The sequence below is a fragment of the Pseudomonas sp. VEM90 genome, from assembly GCF_054611535.1.
Window position 1 is genome coordinate 65091 of sequence record NZ_JBTRAR010000008.1, and the last position, 15766, is coordinate 80856.

At 61.5% G+C, this 15766-nt stretch carries 15 protein-coding genes and 2 pseudogenes; 12 read left to right on the forward strand and 5 right to left on the reverse strand.

All coding sequences use genetic code 11. The features are described from left to right. The first annotated feature begins 8 nt into the window (after positions 1-8). The 8 genes from ACYCCG_RS10115 (at position 9) to ACYCCG_RS10150 (ending at position 6179) form a co-directional block, all read left to right on the forward strand. Positions 9-425: a hypothetical protein gene (locus tag ACYCCG_RS10115; protein ID WP_176685429.1), complete on the forward strand. Its 417-nt coding sequence runs from the start codon at positions 9-11 to the stop codon at positions 423-425. Positions 426-1052: 627 nt separating this feature from the next. Beyond that, the gene (locus tag ACYCCG_RS10120) at positions 1053-1271 is read left to right on the forward strand and encodes a hypothetical protein (RefSeq protein ID WP_459670256.1); all 219 of its coding nucleotides are present in this window, start codon (positions 1053-1055) and stop codon (positions 1269-1271) included. A 54-nt stretch (positions 1272-1325) separates the two neighbouring features. Beyond that, the gene (locus tag ACYCCG_RS10125) at positions 1326-2264 is read left to right on the forward strand and encodes a 2-hydroxyacid dehydrogenase (RefSeq protein ID WP_209967339.1); all 939 of its coding nucleotides are present in this window, start codon (positions 1326-1328) and stop codon (positions 2262-2264) included. 51 nt (positions 2265-2315) lie between these two features. Beyond that, the gene (locus ACYCCG_RS10130; RefSeq protein WP_209967337.1) at positions 2316-3104 is read left to right on the forward strand and encodes a PhzF family phenazine biosynthesis protein; all 789 of its coding nucleotides are present in this window, start codon (positions 2316-2318) and stop codon (positions 3102-3104) included. A gap of 67 nt (positions 3105-3171) precedes the next feature. After that, on the forward strand, positions 3172-3579 hold the full coding sequence (locus ACYCCG_RS10135; RefSeq protein WP_176685135.1) for a GFA family protein: 408 nt from the start codon (positions 3172-3174) through the stop codon (positions 3577-3579). Positions 3580-3705: 126 nt separating this feature from the next. After that, positions 3706-4044 carry an FKBP-type peptidyl-prolyl cis-trans isomerase gene (locus ACYCCG_RS10140; RefSeq protein WP_003254365.1) on the forward strand — a complete coding sequence of 113 codons (339 nt, stop codon included), beginning with the start codon at positions 3706-3708 and terminating at the stop codon, positions 4042-4044. Positions 4045-4278: 234 nt separating this feature from the next. Further along, positions 4279-4941, forward strand: a complete 663-nt coding sequence (locus ACYCCG_RS10145) for a histidine phosphatase family protein (RefSeq protein ID WP_176685136.1) — start codon at positions 4279-4281, stop codon at positions 4939-4941. 44 nt (positions 4942-4985) lie between these two features. Continuing rightward, complete coding sequence (locus ACYCCG_RS10150) at positions 4986-6179, forward strand: D-amino acid dehydrogenase (protein ID WP_339444355.1); 1194 nt, start codon at positions 4986-4988, stop codon at positions 6177-6179. A 115-nt stretch (positions 6180-6294) separates the two neighbouring features. Here ACYCCG_RS10150 and ACYCCG_RS10155 read toward each other — a convergent pair whose 3' ends face one another. The 3 genes from ACYCCG_RS10155 to ACYCCG_RS10165 all read right to left on the reverse strand — a co-directional run bounded on the left by ACYCCG_RS10155 (position 6295) and on the right by ACYCCG_RS10165 (position 9506). Beyond that, entirely contained in the window at positions 6295-7023 is a 729-nt protein-coding gene (locus tag ACYCCG_RS10155; protein ID WP_209967333.1) for an aspartate/glutamate racemase family protein, read from the reverse strand. A gap of 16 nt (positions 7024-7039) precedes the next feature. Further along, positions 7040-8572, reverse strand: coding sequence for an NCS1 family nucleobase:cation symporter-1 (locus ACYCCG_RS10160; RefSeq protein ID WP_459670260.1), 1533 nt, complete (start codon positions 8570-8572; stop codon positions 7040-7042). 496 nt (positions 8573-9068) lie between these two features. Then, positions 9069-9506, reverse strand: a complete 438-nt coding sequence (locus tag ACYCCG_RS10165; protein ID WP_064493259.1) for an Lrp/AsnC family transcriptional regulator — start codon at positions 9504-9506, stop codon at positions 9069-9071. A gap of 133 nt (positions 9507-9639) precedes the next feature. Between ACYCCG_RS10165 and ACYCCG_RS10170 the strand changes: the two genes are divergently transcribed. Next, entirely contained in the window at positions 9640-10563 is a 924-nt protein-coding gene (locus ACYCCG_RS10170) for a DMT family transporter (RefSeq protein ID WP_459670262.1), read from the forward strand. 31 nt (positions 10564-10594) lie between these two features. After that, positions 10595-11521 carry a class I SAM-dependent methyltransferase gene (locus ACYCCG_RS10175; RefSeq protein WP_422631497.1) on the forward strand — a complete coding sequence of 309 codons (927 nt, stop codon included), beginning with the start codon at positions 10595-10597 and terminating at the stop codon, positions 11519-11521. Positions 11522-11579: 58 nt separating this feature from the next. Here ACYCCG_RS10175 and ACYCCG_RS10180 read toward each other — a convergent pair. Further along, a pseudogene (locus ACYCCG_RS10180) lies at positions 11580-12397 on the reverse strand (mechanosensitive ion channel family protein); the annotation flags it as partial. 81 nt (positions 12398-12478) lie between these two features. Between ACYCCG_RS10180 and ACYCCG_RS10185 the strand changes: the two are divergent. Both ACYCCG_RS10185 and ACYCCG_RS10190 read left to right on the forward strand, forming a co-directional pair. Continuing rightward, positions 12479-12646, forward strand: a pseudogene (locus ACYCCG_RS10185) (class I SAM-dependent methyltransferase); the annotation flags it as partial. 195 nt (positions 12647-12841) lie between these two features. Beyond that, positions 12842-14353 carry an MFS transporter gene (locus ACYCCG_RS10190; RefSeq protein ID WP_459670264.1) on the forward strand — a complete coding sequence of 504 codons (1512 nt, stop codon included), beginning with the start codon at positions 12842-12844 and terminating at the stop codon, positions 14351-14353. 326 nt (positions 14354-14679) lie between these two features. Here ACYCCG_RS10190 and ACYCCG_RS10195 read toward each other — a convergent pair whose 3' ends face one another. Beyond that, positions 14680-15678, reverse strand: a complete 999-nt coding sequence (locus ACYCCG_RS10195; protein WP_339444351.1) for a sulfate ABC transporter substrate-binding protein — start codon at positions 15676-15678, stop codon at positions 14680-14682. Positions 15679-15766 lie beyond the last annotated feature (88 nt).

The window sequence follows — 15766 nt, forward strand, 5'->3', positions numbered from 1 at the left end:
GCACTGCCATGCACAGCACCGTCCGCCTGACCCTGATTACCCTGGCCCTGGGTTTGTCTGCGTGTACGGTGCACGAGCCGTACGAGCAGCCCGCGCCACCGATCGAGCGTGTGCCGCCATCGGGGCCGGTGGTCAAGCCCTTGCCGGGCGGGCAGCCTGCCACTCAGCCGAGCAAGCCGGCGGCGATACCCAAGCCCATGCCGCGTACCTCGGCCAGCTTTGCGCCACCGCCTGGCGGGGCAAGCCACTGGGATCCCAGGCTGGGTGTATATGTGTTGGAGAAGCAGCCCAATACCTTCTACCGGCAGCGTACCTACTATCGGTTCGATAACGGCTGGAGCTGGTCGTTGAGCCCGAATGGGCCTTGGCAGGAAACTGACAGCAGTGGTGTACCAGGTGGGTTAGGGCGGGCGTTCGCACAGTAACGCTGTTTCTGTATCTGCTTCTTCTTCTTCTTCTGCTTCTGCTTTTGCTTGTAAGCGCGCGGTAGTTCAGGCGACGCAGATTGCGACTTCAGGAGGCCGAGCGCAGGGCTTGCGAAGGGAGGTGACGGGCATGGATGCCCGTCAAGCGCTGGGCCCCAGGATGGGGCCTGCAGCGCGGTCCTCCCGGGAGCAAGACCGTAGCGAGGGAACCCCGGAGCGTAGCGCAGGGGCCGGATGATAGGAGCCAGCGTTTTTTGGTTACTTTTTGTCGCGTTTGACAAAAAGTGACCCGCCGTAAGGGCGGAAAGGTGACTATGCGCCACCTGCGTGAATGAATACCTACTCGATGTGGATGCCCACATCCAAGAAGCAAGAAGCAAGAAGCAAGAAGCGAACTCGTCTGTTTTGACTCAGCGAACAGTCCATTCGCGATGGCGACACTGACTCACCTTTTCGCCCTTACGGCGAGTCACTTTTTGTCAAACGCGACAAAAAGTAACCAAAAAACGCTGCGCTCCCATCATCCGGCCCCTGCGCTGCGCTCCGGGGTCCCCTCACTCCGGCCTTGCTCCCGGCAGGACCGCGCCGAAGGCCCCATCCTGGGGCCTCAGCGCTTGACGGGCATCCATGCCCGTCACCTGCCTCCGCAAGGCCTGCGTTCGGCCTCCTGAAGTCGCGAAGATCAAGATCAAGATCAAGATCAAGATCAAGATCAAGATCAACAGCAACAGCAACAGCAACAGCAACAGCAACAGCAACAGCAACAGCAACAGCAACAGCAACAGCAACAGCAACAGCAACAGCACAGTACAGTACAGTACAGTTTTGCCTTGTTATTTCCATTGACTGTACCGGTCGGTGACTCCGCATAATGACGCCTCGAATTCACCCGGAGGTGGCATGCGCAAGACAGTCCTGGTACTGGTGGAAACCGTCGACGATTACCTGCCCATGCTGGAGCAGGCCGGTTACCACCTGATCCGTGCCCCTTCGCCGAAAATGCGCGCCGATGCCATTCATCGCCACGCCGAAGAAATCGATGCGGTCCTCACCCGTGGGCCGCTGGGGCTATCCGCCGCCGAAATTGACGCATTACCCAGATTGCAGATCATCTGCGTGATCGGCGCCGGCTACGAGCAGGTCGACCTGGCCGCCGCCGCTGCCCGCGGCATAACCGTCACCAATGGCGCAGGGGCCAATGCCGCGGCCGTCGCCGACCACACCCTGGCCCTGCTGCTGGCGCTGCTGCGCGACATCCCCCGTGCCGATGCCAGCACGCGGCGCGGTGAATGGAACCGGGTGATCAGCCCCTCGGTGAGTGGCAAGCGCCTGGGCATTCTCGGCCTCGGCGCAGTAGGGCTGGCGATTGCCAAGCGGGCCCACTTGGGCTTCGACATGCACGTCAGCTACCACAGCCGCACAGCACGCCAGGGGGTGCCCTATACCTGGTACGACAGCCCACGACACTTGGCTGAAGCCGTCGACATCCTGGTGGTGGCTACCCCCGGTGGCGCCAACACCCGGCATCTGGTCGATGCCCACGTCCTTCAGGCCCTGGGGGCTGACGGCTATCTGGTGAACATCGCCCGTGCCAGCGTGGTCGACACGCAAGCCCTGATTGCTGCATTGCAGCGTGGCCAGCTGGCTGGCGCCGCGCTGGATGTATTCGATGACGAGCCGGCAGTGCCCGATGCACTCAAGGCCTTGCCCAACACCGTGCTCACACCCCACGTGGCTGGCCAATCGCCAGAAGCCGCGCGCGACACGGTGGCCTTGGTGCTACGCAACCTGCAGGCGTTCTTTGCCGGTGAGCCAGTTTTGACCCCGGTACGCCCGTAACCCTTTTCCAGATATCTGCCTGGCAGCGCCCGGGCAACAAGGAGTGTGTGCATGCAACTCGAAATATTCCAGGTCGATGCCTTTTCCACTGAACCGTTCGGTGGCAACCCGGCCGCAGTGATCCCGCTGGACAGCTGGCTGCCGGACGATGTGCTGCAGCGCATTGCCGAAGAAAACAACCTGTCAGAAACAGCCTACTTCGTGCGCAACGGCGAAACGTTTGACTTGCGTTGGTTTACCCCCGCCGTGGAGGTCGACCTGTGCGGCCATGCTACCTTGGCCTCGGCTTACGTGCTGTTCGAGCAACTGGGTGAGCAGGCGCAAGTGCTGCGCTTCAATACCCGCAGTGGCGAGTTGCGCGTCAGCCGTGGCACTGATGGCCTGCTGGCCATGGACTTCCCGGCCAAGCAACCCGTAGCGGTGGACATGCCGGCGGGCCTGCTGCAGGCGTTGGGCTTGAGCCAGGCACAGGTGGTGTACCGTAGCGACGATTATGTGGTGGTGATCGATGACGCCTTGCTGCTCGATACGTTGAAACCAGACTTTGTTGCACTGTCGGCCTTCGACGTCCGTGGCATTGCCGTGACCGCGGCAGGGCGTGGCTTTGACTTCGTCACCCGCTGGTTCGGCCCGCGGGTTGGTGTGAATGAAGACCCGGTAACCGGCTCGGCGCACACTTCGCTGGCGCCGGTATGGGCCCAGAGGCTGGGCAAGAAGGTGCTGAACTGCGAGCAGGGCGGGGCACGCAAAGGGCAATTGCAGTGTGAAGTGCCGGGCAATGGCCGCGTAATCATCAGTGGGCGGGCGGCGTTGTACCTGCGGGGCAATGTGTACATCTAGTATGGCGTGTGATGCCCTGGGGGGCTTCTATAATTGCAGGCCCATCTTTCCGTTCAAGGAGCCACCCATGGACCTGGAAAAACACGGCACCTGCCTGTGCGGCGACACGCGGCTGACGGTCAGCGTCGACAATACCCATATCAGCGCTTGTCATTGCAGCATGTGCCGCAAGTGGACCGGTGGCCCGCTGTTGGTGGTGCACTGCAGCAAGCCTCCGCTGATCGAAGGGCGTGCGCCGAGCGTCTATGATTCGTCCGACTGGGCCCAGCGTGCTTTCTGTGGCCGCTGTGGTACGCACCTGTACTACCGGCTCAAGGCCAACGACTTCCACGCCGTGCCGGTCGGCCTGCTCGATGGCGACCAAGCCTGGGATTTCGACCTGCAGATCTTCGTCGAACAGAAACCCGCGTGGTACTGCTTCGCCAATCAGACCAAGGAGCTGTCCGGCCAAGAGGTGTTCGAGCAGAACAGCTGATTCAACGTCATGTTGTACGGGGGCGTTCCGTCGGCGAATGCCTCCATACAATTCTGCGTGAACTTGCCAAACCGGTGCATTCCTGAGAAAAGGGCGGTTTTGTTTTTCAGCGTTTGGAGTGTACCCATGAGCCAAGAACTGCAGATCATCGACCTGGTCGAGGGAGACGGCAAAGCCGCCGTCAAAGGTGCCCTGATCACCACCCAGTACACCGGCTGGCTGGCCGATGGCAGCGAGTTCGACTCGTCCTGGTCGCGCGGTAAGCCGTTTCAGTGCGTAATCGGTACCGGCAGGGTAATCAAAGGCTGGGACCAAGGCCTGATGGGTATGCGCGTTGGCGGTAAGCGCAAGCTGCTGGTACCGGCGCACCTGGGCTATGGCGAACGCAGCGTAGGGGCGATCCCACCGAATTCGGACCTGACCTTCGAGATCGAACTGCTGGAAGTGCTCACGCGGGATGATTGAGTGGGCACGTTGCAACCCGAAATTCTTGCACCTTACACAATTGCGCAACACCCAGCCCCTAATCTAGGCCTTGCCTAGGGAACGGCATCCACCTCCAGGGAGGAACCAAACGGGTTCGGGGCACTCTGACCCTCACGCGTTGCCAGGGATGGCATTCACTACATGGGCGCCCTGCAACTGGCCGGGCGATGTGGCGGGTAAACCCGATTTTCTCTGCCACACGAGCCTGCCTTGATGAAGTTGCCAACACTCTTCCGCCGTCGCCGTCACTTGCTGCTGAGTCTGTTGCTCACAGCCATCGCCGTACCGTTGGCGCTGGAGGCTGTCGAAAGCCGGGCACGACCGGTGGATGGCACCCAGACCCTGGTGTTTCTGCGTCATGGCGAGAAGCCGGGCGAGGGGCTCGGGCAGTTGAACTGCCAGGGCCTCAACCGTGCACTGGACCTGGCCACTGTACTGCCCGAGCGCTTCGGCAAGGCCGACTACGTGTTTGCCGCCAACCCCACGCGGCATGTCGAGGAAGGCAGCCGGGACGAAAGCTACAGCTATATCCGCCCATTGATGACCATCACCCCCAGTGCCATCCGCCTCGGCTTGCCGGTGAATATCGACTACGGCGCCAACGACACTGCTGAACTGGCCGATGAGTTGCTGAGCGACAAGTACCGCAATGCGACCATCTACACTGCCTGGTCCCACGGCTACCTGCCGGAACTGATCAACACCGTGGCCGGCAAGGCCCTGGGGGAGGAGCGGGTGATCACCGAGGATTGGAGCGGCGAAGACTTCGACACGCTCTATGTACTGACCCTGACCTGGCAAAACGGCAAAGCCAGCCTGCTGAGCCGTAATGTGCGCCAGGGCCTGAATGACGGTGCGCATAGCTGCCCGACCTGATCCGCTGGTACTGTTTGGCAAGGAAGCTGGAACAGGGATGAGCGATGAAACAGCGGGTAACGGTGATCGGTGGTGGAGTGGTGGGCCTGGCGACGGCTTACGCGCTGGTTCGGGAAGGGTGGTCGGTTGACCTGATCGAGGCCCGCGACAGCCTGGCGTCGGCCACCAGCTTTGCCAATGGCGGGCAATTGTCCTATCGCTATGTGGCGCCGCTGGCTGATGCCGGGGTGCCGTGGCAGGCGCTGGGCTGGCTGTTGCAGGGCGAGTCGCCATTGCGATTGCGCTTGCGCATGGACCCGGCCCAGTGGCGCTGGCTGCTGGCATTCACCCTGGCTTGCCGGCGAAGCGTCAATCGCCGTAATGCCGGGCAATTGCTTGAGCTGGCGCTTTACAGTCAGGCCGTTCTGGCGCAATGGCGCGAGGACCAGAACCTGGGGGATTTTGCCTGGCGGCGCAATGGCAAGCTGGTGGCATTTCGCAGTGAACGGGCCTTTGCCCAAGGCCGGGAACAGTTGGCGGACCCGTCCAGTCAGCAGGTGCTGGCGGCTGCCGAGCTGCGCGGGCTGGAGCCTGCCCTGGATGGCGCACCGTTTGTGGGTGGCGTGTTCACGGCGGGCGAAGAGGTTGGCGATTGTCACGTGTTTTGCTTGCGGCTGGAGGCGCTGTTGCGCGCGTCGGGCCAGTGCCATTTCCTGCTTGGCCGGCCGGTGACGCAATTGCTTCAGCGCCAGGGCCAGGTCGTGGCACTGCAACTGGGCGATCAGCAGCTGGACGTGGAGCAGTTGGTGCTGTGTGCCGGGCATCGCGGCCCAGGCTTGGCATTACCGGAGGTGCAGATACCAGTCTACCCGCTGAAGGGCTATAGCCTGACGGCACCGATCAGCGCCGCGCACCTGCCCCCGGAGGTGAGCCTTACCGACTATGAGCGCAAGATCGTCTACGCCCGCCTGGGGCAGCAGCTGCGGGTAGCGGCGATGGTGGACATTGTCGGGTTCGATGAGTCGGTGGACATGCGCCGTTTGCAGAGCATGCGGCGGCTGGCGCTGGAGACGCTGCCGAGGGCGGCGGATTATGGCCAGGCGGTGGAGTGGGCGGGGATGCGGCCGGCGACACCGACCGGGGTGCCGATCATCGGTGGGACGGTGTACCGCAACCTGTGGCTGAACCTGGGGCATGGGGCGTTGGGGTTCACCTTGGCCTGTGGCAGTGCGCAGCGTTTGGCCCGGATGATGCGTTAACCGGACCGGCCTCTTCGCGGCTAAAGCCGCTCCTACGAGGACCCCACGGTATTCAGGCTTGTGGTGGTCCTGTAGCGGCTTTAGCCGCGAAGAGGCCGGTACAGGCGAAGGATATCTAGCGGCCGAAGCGCATCGGCCAACCCACCACTTTCTTTGTCCGCGGCGTAGCATAGGTGCGCACTTTGGACGTGCTCAAGCCCATGCGCACCAGCGATTCGGCAATGGTCACCGCTGCACTCACACCATCCACCACCGGCACGCCGGTACGTTGGCGAATCTGCTCGTCCAGCCCGGCCATGCCGCCACAACCCAGGCAGATCACTTCGGCCTTGTCGTCACGCACGGCGCGCTCGGCCTGGCCAACAATCGCCTCCACGGCCCGCTGCGGGTCGGCTTCCAGTTCCAGCACCGCCAGCCCGCTGGCTCGCACCGAGGCGCAGCGGTCATACAGGCCCGAGAGCTTCAGGCGGTCCTCGATCAATGGCACGGTGCGGTCAAGCGTGGTTACTACGGAATAGGCGTGGCCCAGGTACATTGCTGTGCTGGCGGCGGCGTCAGTAATGTCCACCACAGGCACGTTAAGCAGTTCCTGCAGGCCTTCGCGGCCGTGTTCGCCATAACCGGCCTGGATCACGGCATCGTAAGGCCCTTCAAAGGCCAGTACCCGGTCCATCACCGCGATGGCCGCCAGGTAGCTCTCGAAGTTGCCCTCCACCGACTCGGCGCCGAACCAGGGTGTGAGGCCGACGATTTCGGTACCGGGTGCGGCCACCGCACGGGCCTGCTCGGCAATGGCTTGGGTAATGGCTTCGGTGGTGTTGACGTTGGCGATCAGAATACGCATGGGCAGTCCTCCTTGATCAATGGCCGCTGTGGTCGACGGCGATGCACTCGCCGCTGACGTCGTGGTAATGGTGGTTACGTGGCGCGATCAGCAGGTACAGGGCGGCGGCGATGCCGGCACCGATCAGCCAGGAGAACGGCGCGATACCGTGGAAGTTGGGCACCAGGGCCAGCACGATGGCCAGCAGTGCGGCCGGCACGAAGGCGGCCACGGCGCGCAGGTTGATGCCCTTGCTGTAGTGATAGGCACCGGCCGGGTGCTCGGTATACAGCTCTGGCACGTTGATGCAGCCTTTGCGCAGCAACCAGTAGTCGGACATGATCACGCCGTACAGCGGGCCGAGCAGGGCGCCCAGGCCCGACAGGAAGTACACGATCACCAGCGGGCTGTTGTACAGGTTCCACGGCAGGATCAGCACCGCGAGGGTGGCACTGATCAGCCCGGCACGGCGGAAGTTCAGGTGGCGCGGTGCCAGGTTGCTGAGTACGAAGGCCGGGGCGACGAAGTTGGCCATGATGTTCACCGCCACGGTGACGATCAGGAAGGCCAGGCAGCCGAGCACCAGGAATGGCGTGCTGGGTATGGCGGCGACGATCTGCGTCGGGCTGTCGATGATCTGGCCGTTGATCTGGAACTGCGCGCCGCACAGCACCACGGTGATCACGGCGAACACCAGGATGTTCACCGGCAGGCCCCAGAAGTTGCCCACGCGGATGGTCTTGCGGCAAGGCGAGGAGCGGGCGAAGTCACAGAAGTTCAGCACCAGGGTGCCGTAGATCGCCAGCCACAGTGCGCCGCCGGCGAAGATGTTGCGCCACATCTCGTAGCCGGTCAGCGGCGTAGCCACCGACCAGGCAATGCGCGCGTCGGCCTTGAAGTACATGAACACCGCCAGTGCGGCGACGGTCAGCAGGATCACCGGCCCGGCAAAGGCCTCGTAACGGCGCACCATCTCCATGCCGTAGGCCAGGATCACCAGTTGCACCAGCCAGATCGACACGAAACACACCCAGCCCAGGCTCGACAGGCCGAGGATGCTGTCGTGGTCGTAGGCTGCCAGTTGCGGCCACACGGCGGTGAGCAGCACCCGCAGCACCACCGATGCCAGGTAGGTCTGGATGCCGAACCAGGCGATGGCGATGATGGCTCGGATCAGCGCCGGTATCTGCGCGCCGTGGATGCCGAAGGCAATGCGGCTGATGACCGGAAACGGCACCCCGGTTTTCTGCCCCATGTAACCCGACAGGTTCATGAAGAAGTACACCAGTGCCGCGCCGATGGCCAGCGACAACAGAATTTGCCAGCCACCCAGGCCGAGGGCGAACAAGCCCATGGCGAACGAGTAGTTGGCGATATTGTGCACATCGTTTGTCCACAGCGCGAAGATGCTGTAGCCGCCCCAGCGACGGCCTTCCATACGCGTTGGCGCCAGGTCGCGGTTATGCAGGCGCGGGCTGAGAACAAGGTCCGGCTGGTGACCGGCAAGCGTGGAACTCGGGTGTGTGCTGGCGACGGATTGTTCAGGGGCAAGGTCGAGGCTGCTACTCATTCCGGCGGGCTCCTGATGCACATGGACTGCGATGAGCGGGCATGCGCACGGGCTCGCCATCTCGTCGGTGCAGCGTTGGCATCACAGGGTTGTGGGCGCGGCGGCCGACGTTGGGGCGGCGTCGCGGGTTCTTGTGTATTTATGTTTTGTCTAAGTTGTATACAAAACACGGACACACAAAAGCGAGTTCCATGCCAAAGGAAGAGCAGGTTTCAATAGGCGATCATTTCGAACTTATCTTGTTGAAAGGTAAGTTAATGAAATAAAGAGAATATAAGTTGACCGATTGAACAAGTTTAAATTTTCGAAAGATTGATTAGTTGATCATTTGGTCAAAATAACGGGTGGGAAGTGTGTAACGAATTGGGGCGCTACTGAAGAAAGTGCACACAAAAATGGCACTTATGGTTACGTATTTGTGTACAAAAAATAGTCAGCTTTTCCGGTGCTGACCTCTTCGCGGGCACGCCTGCAAAGAGGCCAGCACAGGCGCCCATCAATCCATTGGCGGCAACCGCCGCTTGACCGGGGTCTTCTTGATGATCGCGGTATTGGTCTCAGCCAGCACATTCATGAGATCGAGCAGCGTGTCCAGCTGCTCCATCGAGCGCACATGCAGTCGGGCTATGAAGCAGTCCTCGCCAATGACCTTGTCGCATTCGGTGAACTCAGGAATCGCAATGATCTGGCGCTCCACTTCTTGCAGCTTCCCCGGCAGCGGACGGATACGCACGATCGCCTGCAACTGGTAGCCAAAGGCGCGAGGGTCGACCTCCACGGTGTAGCCGCGCAGCACGCCGCGCTCTTCGAGCCGGCGCAGGCGCTCGCTGACGCTGGGTGCGGACAGCCCGCTGACCTGCGCCAGAGCCTTGAGCGAGCGGCGCGAGTCCTCCATCAGGGCATTGATCAATAGTTGGTCGATGGCATCGGTCATACCCACCTCATCAGGTAATTCGTGTTATTTGCCTTGATAGTAAAGGCAGAGCCACAAATATGCCTTGGTTATCCGCTGGATGGCCAGGCTGTCGCCTTTGCATACTGTGACCATCATCAACGGGAGATTTGAGATGGACAGTTCATTGCGCCGTGGCTCGCTGGAAATGGTGGCCGCCATGCTGATTTCCGGGACCATTGGCTGGTTCGTGCTGGTGTCCGGCCAGCCGGTGCTGGATGTGGTGTTCTGGCGCTGCGTGTTCGGTGCCGTGACCTTGCTGGCGATTTGCGCCGCGTTTGGCTTTCTGCGACCGGGCGTGATCAGCCGCACGGCATTTTTGCTGGCGATTGCCAGTGGGGTGGCCATTGTCGGCAACTGGCTGATGTTGTTCGCTTCGTACGCACGGGCGTCGATTGCCATCGGCACGGCGGTTTACAACGTGCAGCCATTCATTCTGGTGGGGCTGGCGGCGCTGTTTCTGGGCGAAAAGATTACCTTGGCCAAGGTGACCTGGCTGAGTGTGGCGTTCCTCGGCATGCTGGCCATCGTCAGTGCCCATGGCGCTGGGCAAAGTAATGGCGAGGACTATCTGCTGGGGATTGCCCTGGCGCTGGGGGCGGCATTCTTGTATGCAATCGCGGCGTTGATCATCAAGCGCCTGAGTGGCACGCCCCCGCACCTGATAGCGCTGATTCAGGTAACCACGGGTGTACTGCTGCTGGCGCCGTGGGTCACGCTTGGCGGGTTGCCGGTTGAAGTGCCGGCGTTGGCCAGCTTGTTGACACTGGGCATGGTGCACACCGGCCTGATGTATGTGCTGTTGTACAGCGCCATCCAGCGTTTGCCCACGGCGTTGACCGGTGCGCTGTCGTTCATTTACCCGATTGCGGCAATTCTGGTGGACTGGGTGGCGTTCGGGCACCGCCTGGCGCCGCTGCAGTGGCTGGGCGTGGGGTTGATCCTGCTGGCGGCAGCGGGCATGCAGCAGGGGTGGTGGTTCCGCTCGGCGCGGCATCCTGTAGGCGCGGGTTTACCCGCGAAGAGGCCCGCAAGGTAGAATGCCGCTTTTTGCCAGCCTGCGATCCGCCATGACCTCGCCCATCGACACCCTCGAGCAACACCTGCTTGCCGCCCTCGACCCTGCACCACGGGAAACCCGCCGCCTGTTTCACGGCCGCGGCCGCTGCTGGCAGGGCCTGGAGCAGGTCACCGTCGACTGGCTGCAGGGCGTGCTGTCGGTCGCCTTGTTCCGTGAGCCGCCCGAGGGCCAGCTCGCCGAACTGGAAGCCATGCTGCGCAGCTTGGCCGAGCGCCCGCAGTGGACTGGGCAGGCAGTCATCATCCAGCACCGCTACCTGCCCGACAGCCCGGGCCAGTGGCTGCTGGGCGAGCCGTGCCAGCAACGCGAAGTGATCGAGGACGGCCTGACCTACCTGCTGGACTTGGGCGTGCGGCAAAACAATGGCCTGTTCCTCGACATGCGCTATGGCCGCCGCTGGGTGCGCGAGCAGGCCGCGGGCAAGCGCGTGTTGAACCTTTTTGCTTATACCTGCGGCTTTTCCGTGGCAGCGATTGCCGGTGGCGCCGAGCAGGTGGTGAACCTGGACATGGCCAAGTCGGCCCTGTCGCGGGGCCGGGACAACCATCGCCTCAATGGCCACGATGCATCACGGGTGGCATACCTGGGGCATGAACTGTTCAAGTCGTGGGGCAAGGTGCGCAAGTACGGGCCTTATGACCTGATCATCATCGACCCGCCTACCTTCCAGCGTGGCAGCTTTGTGCTGACCCAGGATTACGCAAAGATCCTGCGGCGTTTGCCGGAGTTGTTGAATGCGGGAGGGACGGTGCTGGCGTGTGTCAACGACCCGGGGATCGGGCCTGAGTTTCTGATCGAAGGCATGGCAGCGCAGGCGCCTTCGCTGGCTTATGTCGAGCGTCTGGAAAACCCGCCGGAGTTTCCGGACGTTGACCCGGCGGGGGGGCTGAAGGCATTGGTATTCCGTCAGGTTTGATGCTGCCCTTGCTGGAAGCTTCGCGAGCGAGCCCGCGAAAGGGCCGGTGCAGGCGAATTCAAGCCCCCAGGGCCTGCAGCGGCAGCGGGTACACCTGGGCAAAGCGGTCCACCCCGGATACCTGTAACGGCCCTTGCAGGTTGATGCGCAGCAGCGGGTCTTCGCTGATCGACTTGTCCACCTCATGGATCAGCGCGAGTGACGCATCCACATCACTGTCGTAAGTGAACTGCACCGAGAAGAACGCATAGGCGAACTGCCGCGACTGGTTGGTAACCGCCTTGATCTGGCGAAACGGCACGGAGTGCACGAAGCCTTTGCCATCGCGCAGCCGCTACGGATCGTCAGGCTTTCGACTGTACCGGTATGGCCGGAATCGAGCACTACCCAGTCGCCGATGGAAATGGAATCCTCGATGAGGATGAACAACCCGGTAATCACATCGTGCACCCGCTGCTGCGAGCCGAAGCCGATGGCCAGGCCGATCACCCCGGCACCGGCCAGGAACGGCGCGACGTTGGTGCCCAGGTTGGCCATGGTGGTGATGGTGCAGATGACGATCAGGACCACTTTGGTCGCATTGTGCAGCATCGGCAGGATGGTCCGCACCCGGGTGCTCGGCTGACGCGCGCTGCGGCGGCCGACGGGGGGCTTGAGTGCTTCCTGGATGGCCGTATCGAGTACCACCCACAGCAGCCAGGTGACCAGCAGGATCAAGCCAATGCTCGACAGCGAGTTGCTGATCGCCTGGCCCAGGCTGTTGCTCAGGGCGAAATCGACCACCGAGAAGCCCCAGATGCGCCCCAGCAGCTCGATGAAGGTGACGGCCATGTCGATGCGCAGTAGCGCGTGGGCGAGGCTGCACAGCAGCTCCTTACAGGGGCGTACCCGCGCATCCCTTGTATGAGCCGAGGTGAACGGCACGCTGTTGTCCGGCAGGCGGGTTACCAGTTGTTCGGCACCTTACTGGCCTGTGCCAACGACCCAGGCATCGGGCTGCAGTTCCTTATCGAAGAGTTGTCCTTGCATGCCCCGGCGCTGGCGTTCGCCGAGCGGCTGGCGAATTCGCCGATTTTTCGGATGCGGGCGTGGAGGAGCACTCAAGGTGATGGAGTTCTATTTTAAATACGTCATTATTCCTCTGTTAATGTAGGATTTATCTTACGGGCATGATTTATTTATATTCATTGCGTGGAGATTAATTGTTTTTACAATTTTTAATATTTGCAATGAAGTTGGCCGTCTACTAGGATCCGAGTTCCTATTTGGATACGGCGCCGACAATTAGTGATCGGCTTGATCAAGGCAGGGAGAATGCCAATGTTCAACACTTACCAGCGATGGCTCGTATTGGCCGTCCTGTCCTTCGCCTTGCTATTGGTTGCGATCGACATGACGGTCCTTTACATCGCCTTGCCCACACTTACCCATGCGCTCGGGGCATCTACCTCCGAAAAGCTGTGGATCATCAACATGTATCCCCTGGTCGTCGCCGGCCTGTTGCTGGGTGCTGGCACCTTGGGTGATCGCATCGGCCACCAGCGATTGTTCGTGATCGGCCTTGTGCTGTTCGGTGCGGCGTCGCTTCTGGCTGCATTCGCGCCATCTTCCGCGCTGCTAATCCTGGCTAGGGGCGCGCTGGGCGTCGGTGCGGCGGCCATGATGCCGGCCACGCTGGCGATCATCAGTCTGACCTTCGAGGATGAGCGTGAGCGTGGTTTTGCCATCGGCGTCTGGACGGCCGTGGCTTCCGGTGGTGCAGCGATTGGTCCGCTGATAGGGGGGGCGCTGCTCGAGCATTTCTGGTGGGGTTCCGTGTTTCTGATCAACGTGCCCATCGTGCTGGTGGCCCTGGTGTTGTCCTTGCTGCTGATCAGGAACATGCAACAGGCCAACGCCGGGCGATGGGACTTGCTTGGCTCCCTTCAGGCGATGGTAGGGCTCATCAGCCTGGCGTACCTGATCAAGGAATTCGCCAAGCCCGAGCCCTCGCTGGTGGCGGCGCTGGGGGCGTTGGCCATCTGCGCGGGCTTCGGTTGGATGTTCGTGCGCGGGCAGCGCAAGCGTGGTTTTCCGTTGATCGACCTGCAGATTTTCCGCAGCCCCGCGTTCTCCTCTGCGGTCATCGCCAGCCTGGCCGCGGCCGGCTGCCTGATGGGCATCAACCTGGTACTGAGCCAGCGCCTGCAACTGGTTGTCGGGCTATCCCCGCTCGAGACCGGCCTTTATTTCCTGCCCCTTTCCGTGGGAGCGATCGTGGCCGGTCCGTTAAGCGGCTGGTTGCTGCCCAAGGTCCGTTGTGATCGGTTCCTGGTGCTCGCACTGTTGATCTACGCCGGTGCCATTGGCCTGTTCATGTACAGCTTCAGCCAGTCGGTCGCCCTGCGACTGCTGCTGCTGTTCGTCATGGGTGCTTGCGTAGGGGCGAGTATGACCGGGGCGTCCACCACCATCATGGCCAGCGCGCCGCCGGAGCGAGCGGGGATGGCCGCTTCGGCCGAGGAAATTTCCTACGAGCTGGGAGGAGGGTTGGGCATCGCCTTCATGGGTAGCCTGATGTCGGTGGTGTACAGCCGCTCGCTGGTCGTGCCCGAGCAGGCCACCGACGCGGCGCACCTGCAGGACGGGATCGACAGCGCGCTAGCCGCTGCCGCGCAAATGCCCGCCCCGCTGGGGCAGGAAATCGCTGTGAATGCGCGATTGGCGTTCGACCAAGCGGTGTCCTCGGTAATGATGGCCACCGTGGGGTTACTCGTGGTCATCGCACTGTTGGTGTTTGTGAACTTTCGAAGGTATTCGACAGTTTCTGCCGAACAGCAAGTTTCTTCTTAATTTAGTCAAATAATGCTCGGCCCGGAACTGTTCAGTTGAATAGTTTCGGGTCTGGATTTGTGCTGCTTTAAATTTGGAGAGGTGGCATGCGCCTACTATTGGGGCAATTGTATGATCAGCGTGCGGCCTTGCATCTGGAACAGCGTTATGTCGGCGAAGTCCTGATACCGCAGGAGCATCTAATGTGGTGTTTCAGAGAGAGGGCTTTTGACAGGCGCATAAAAAATCCGATGCTCGTTTCCAAGCGTCGGATTTTGCGGCCTACAGGCTAAAGGTCAATGAGTCTGTCTTAACTGACTGGCATTAGGCCAGATGCCCCCTTACGGCTATTGATTGGTATAGATCTGGTCAAACACCCCACCATCATTGAAGTGGGTCTTCTGCACGGTACGCCAGTCACCGAAGGTTTTCTCCACCGACAGGAAGTCCACTTTCGGGAAGCGGTCGGTGTACTTGGCCAGTACCGTCGCATCACGCGGGCGCAGGTAGTTGTTGGCGGCGATCTCCTGGGCTGCTGGTGACCACAGGTACTTCAGGTATTCCTCGGCCACGGCCTGGGTGCCTTTCCGGGCCACTACCCTGTCGACCACCGTCACCGGTGGCTCGGCTTCGGCCGATACGCTTGGGTAGACCACTTCGAACTGGTCGCGGCCGAACTCGCGGGCGATCATCTCGGCTTCGTTCTCGAAGGTGACCAGTACGTCACCGATCTGGTTGGTCATGAACGTGGTGGTGGCGGCACGGCCACCGGTGTCCAGCACGGGGGCCTGCTTGAACAGCTTGCCGACGAAGTCGCGGGCTTTGCTTTCATCGCCGCCTTGCTTGAGTACGTAGCCCCAGGCCGACAGGTAGGTATAGCGGCCATTACCCGAGGTTTTCGGGTTGGGCACGATCACCTGCACACCGTCCTTGAGCAGGTCGGGCCAGTCTTTGAGGGCTTTTGGGTTGCCCTTGCGCACGATGAACACCGTGGCCGAGGTGAATGGCGCGCTGTTGTTCGGCAGGCGGCTTACCCAGTTGTCGGGCACCAGCTTGCCCTTGTCTGCCAGGGCGTTGATGTCGGTGGCCATGTTCATGGTGATGACATCGGCCGGCAGACCATCGATCACCGCACGCGCCTGCTTGCTCGAGCCGCCGAAGGACATCTGCACGTTGACCTTCTCGTTGTGTTCGGCTTCCCAGTGCTTCTGGAAGGCCGGGTTGTAGTCCTTGTAGAAGTCGCGCATCACGTCGTAGGAAACGTTGAGCAAGGTGGGGGCGGCTTGGGCGAGGTTACCCAAGGCCAGGCCTGCGGCGAGCAGCGAGGCGGTGAAGAGCTTTTTCACGATGCTTCCTTGTTCTTGAAGGGTGTTGGGGCAGATTGCCAGCGACTATAGCGGGTGGGTTTATACGGGTTAAAGAACAAAAAATGCT

What these genes read in the sequence shown, in the direction of transcription:
- ACYCCG_RS10140 (WP_003254365.1), top strand. Translation starts at nt 3,706, where the DNA reads ATGAGCCAAGAACTGCAGATCATCGACCTGGTCGAGGGAGACGGCAAA.
- ACYCCG_RS10130 (WP_209967337.1), top strand. Translation starts at nt 2,316, where the DNA reads ATGCAACTCGAAATATTCCAGGTCGATGCCTTTTCCACTGAACCGTTC.
- ACYCCG_RS10135 (WP_176685135.1), top strand. Translation starts at nt 3,172, where the DNA reads ATGGACCTGGAAAAACACGGCACCTGCCTGTGCGGCGACACGCGGCTG.
- ACYCCG_RS10190 (WP_459670264.1), top strand. Translation starts at nt 12,842, where the DNA reads ATGTTCAACACTTACCAGCGATGGCTCGTATTGGCCGTCCTGTCCTTC.
- ACYCCG_RS10165 (WP_064493259.1), bottom strand. Translation starts at nt 9,506, where the DNA reads ATGACCGATGCCATCGACCAACTATTGATCAATGCCCTGATGGAGGAC.
- ACYCCG_RS10160 (WP_459670260.1), bottom strand. Translation starts at nt 8,572, where the DNA reads ATGAGTAGCAGCCTCGACCTTGCCCCTGAACAATCCGTCGCCAGCACA.
- ACYCCG_RS10125 (WP_209967339.1), top strand. Translation starts at nt 1,326, where the DNA reads ATGCGCAAGACAGTCCTGGTACTGGTGGAAACCGTCGACGATTACCTG.
- ACYCCG_RS10150 (WP_339444355.1), top strand. Translation starts at nt 4,986, where the DNA reads ATGAAACAGCGGGTAACGGTGATCGGTGGTGGAGTGGTGGGCCTGGCG.
- ACYCCG_RS10120 (WP_459670256.1), top strand. Translation starts at nt 1,053, where the DNA reads ATGCCCGTCACCTGCCTCCGCAAGGCCTGCGTTCGGCCTCCTGAAGTC.
- ACYCCG_RS10145 (WP_176685136.1), top strand. Translation starts at nt 4,279, where the DNA reads ATGAAGTTGCCAACACTCTTCCGCCGTCGCCGTCACTTGCTGCTGAGT.
- ACYCCG_RS10175 (WP_422631497.1), top strand. Translation starts at nt 10,595, where the DNA reads ATGACCTCGCCCATCGACACCCTCGAGCAACACCTGCTTGCCGCCCTC.
- ACYCCG_RS10170 (WP_459670262.1), top strand. Translation starts at nt 9,640, where the DNA reads ATGGACAGTTCATTGCGCCGTGGCTCGCTGGAAATGGTGGCCGCCATG.
- ACYCCG_RS10155 (WP_209967333.1), bottom strand. Translation starts at nt 7,023, where the DNA reads ATGCGTATTCTGATCGCCAACGTCAACACCACCGAAGCCATTACCCAA.
- ACYCCG_RS10115 (WP_176685429.1), top strand. Translation starts at nt 9, where the DNA reads ATGCACAGCACCGTCCGCCTGACCCTGATTACCCTGGCCCTGGGTTTG.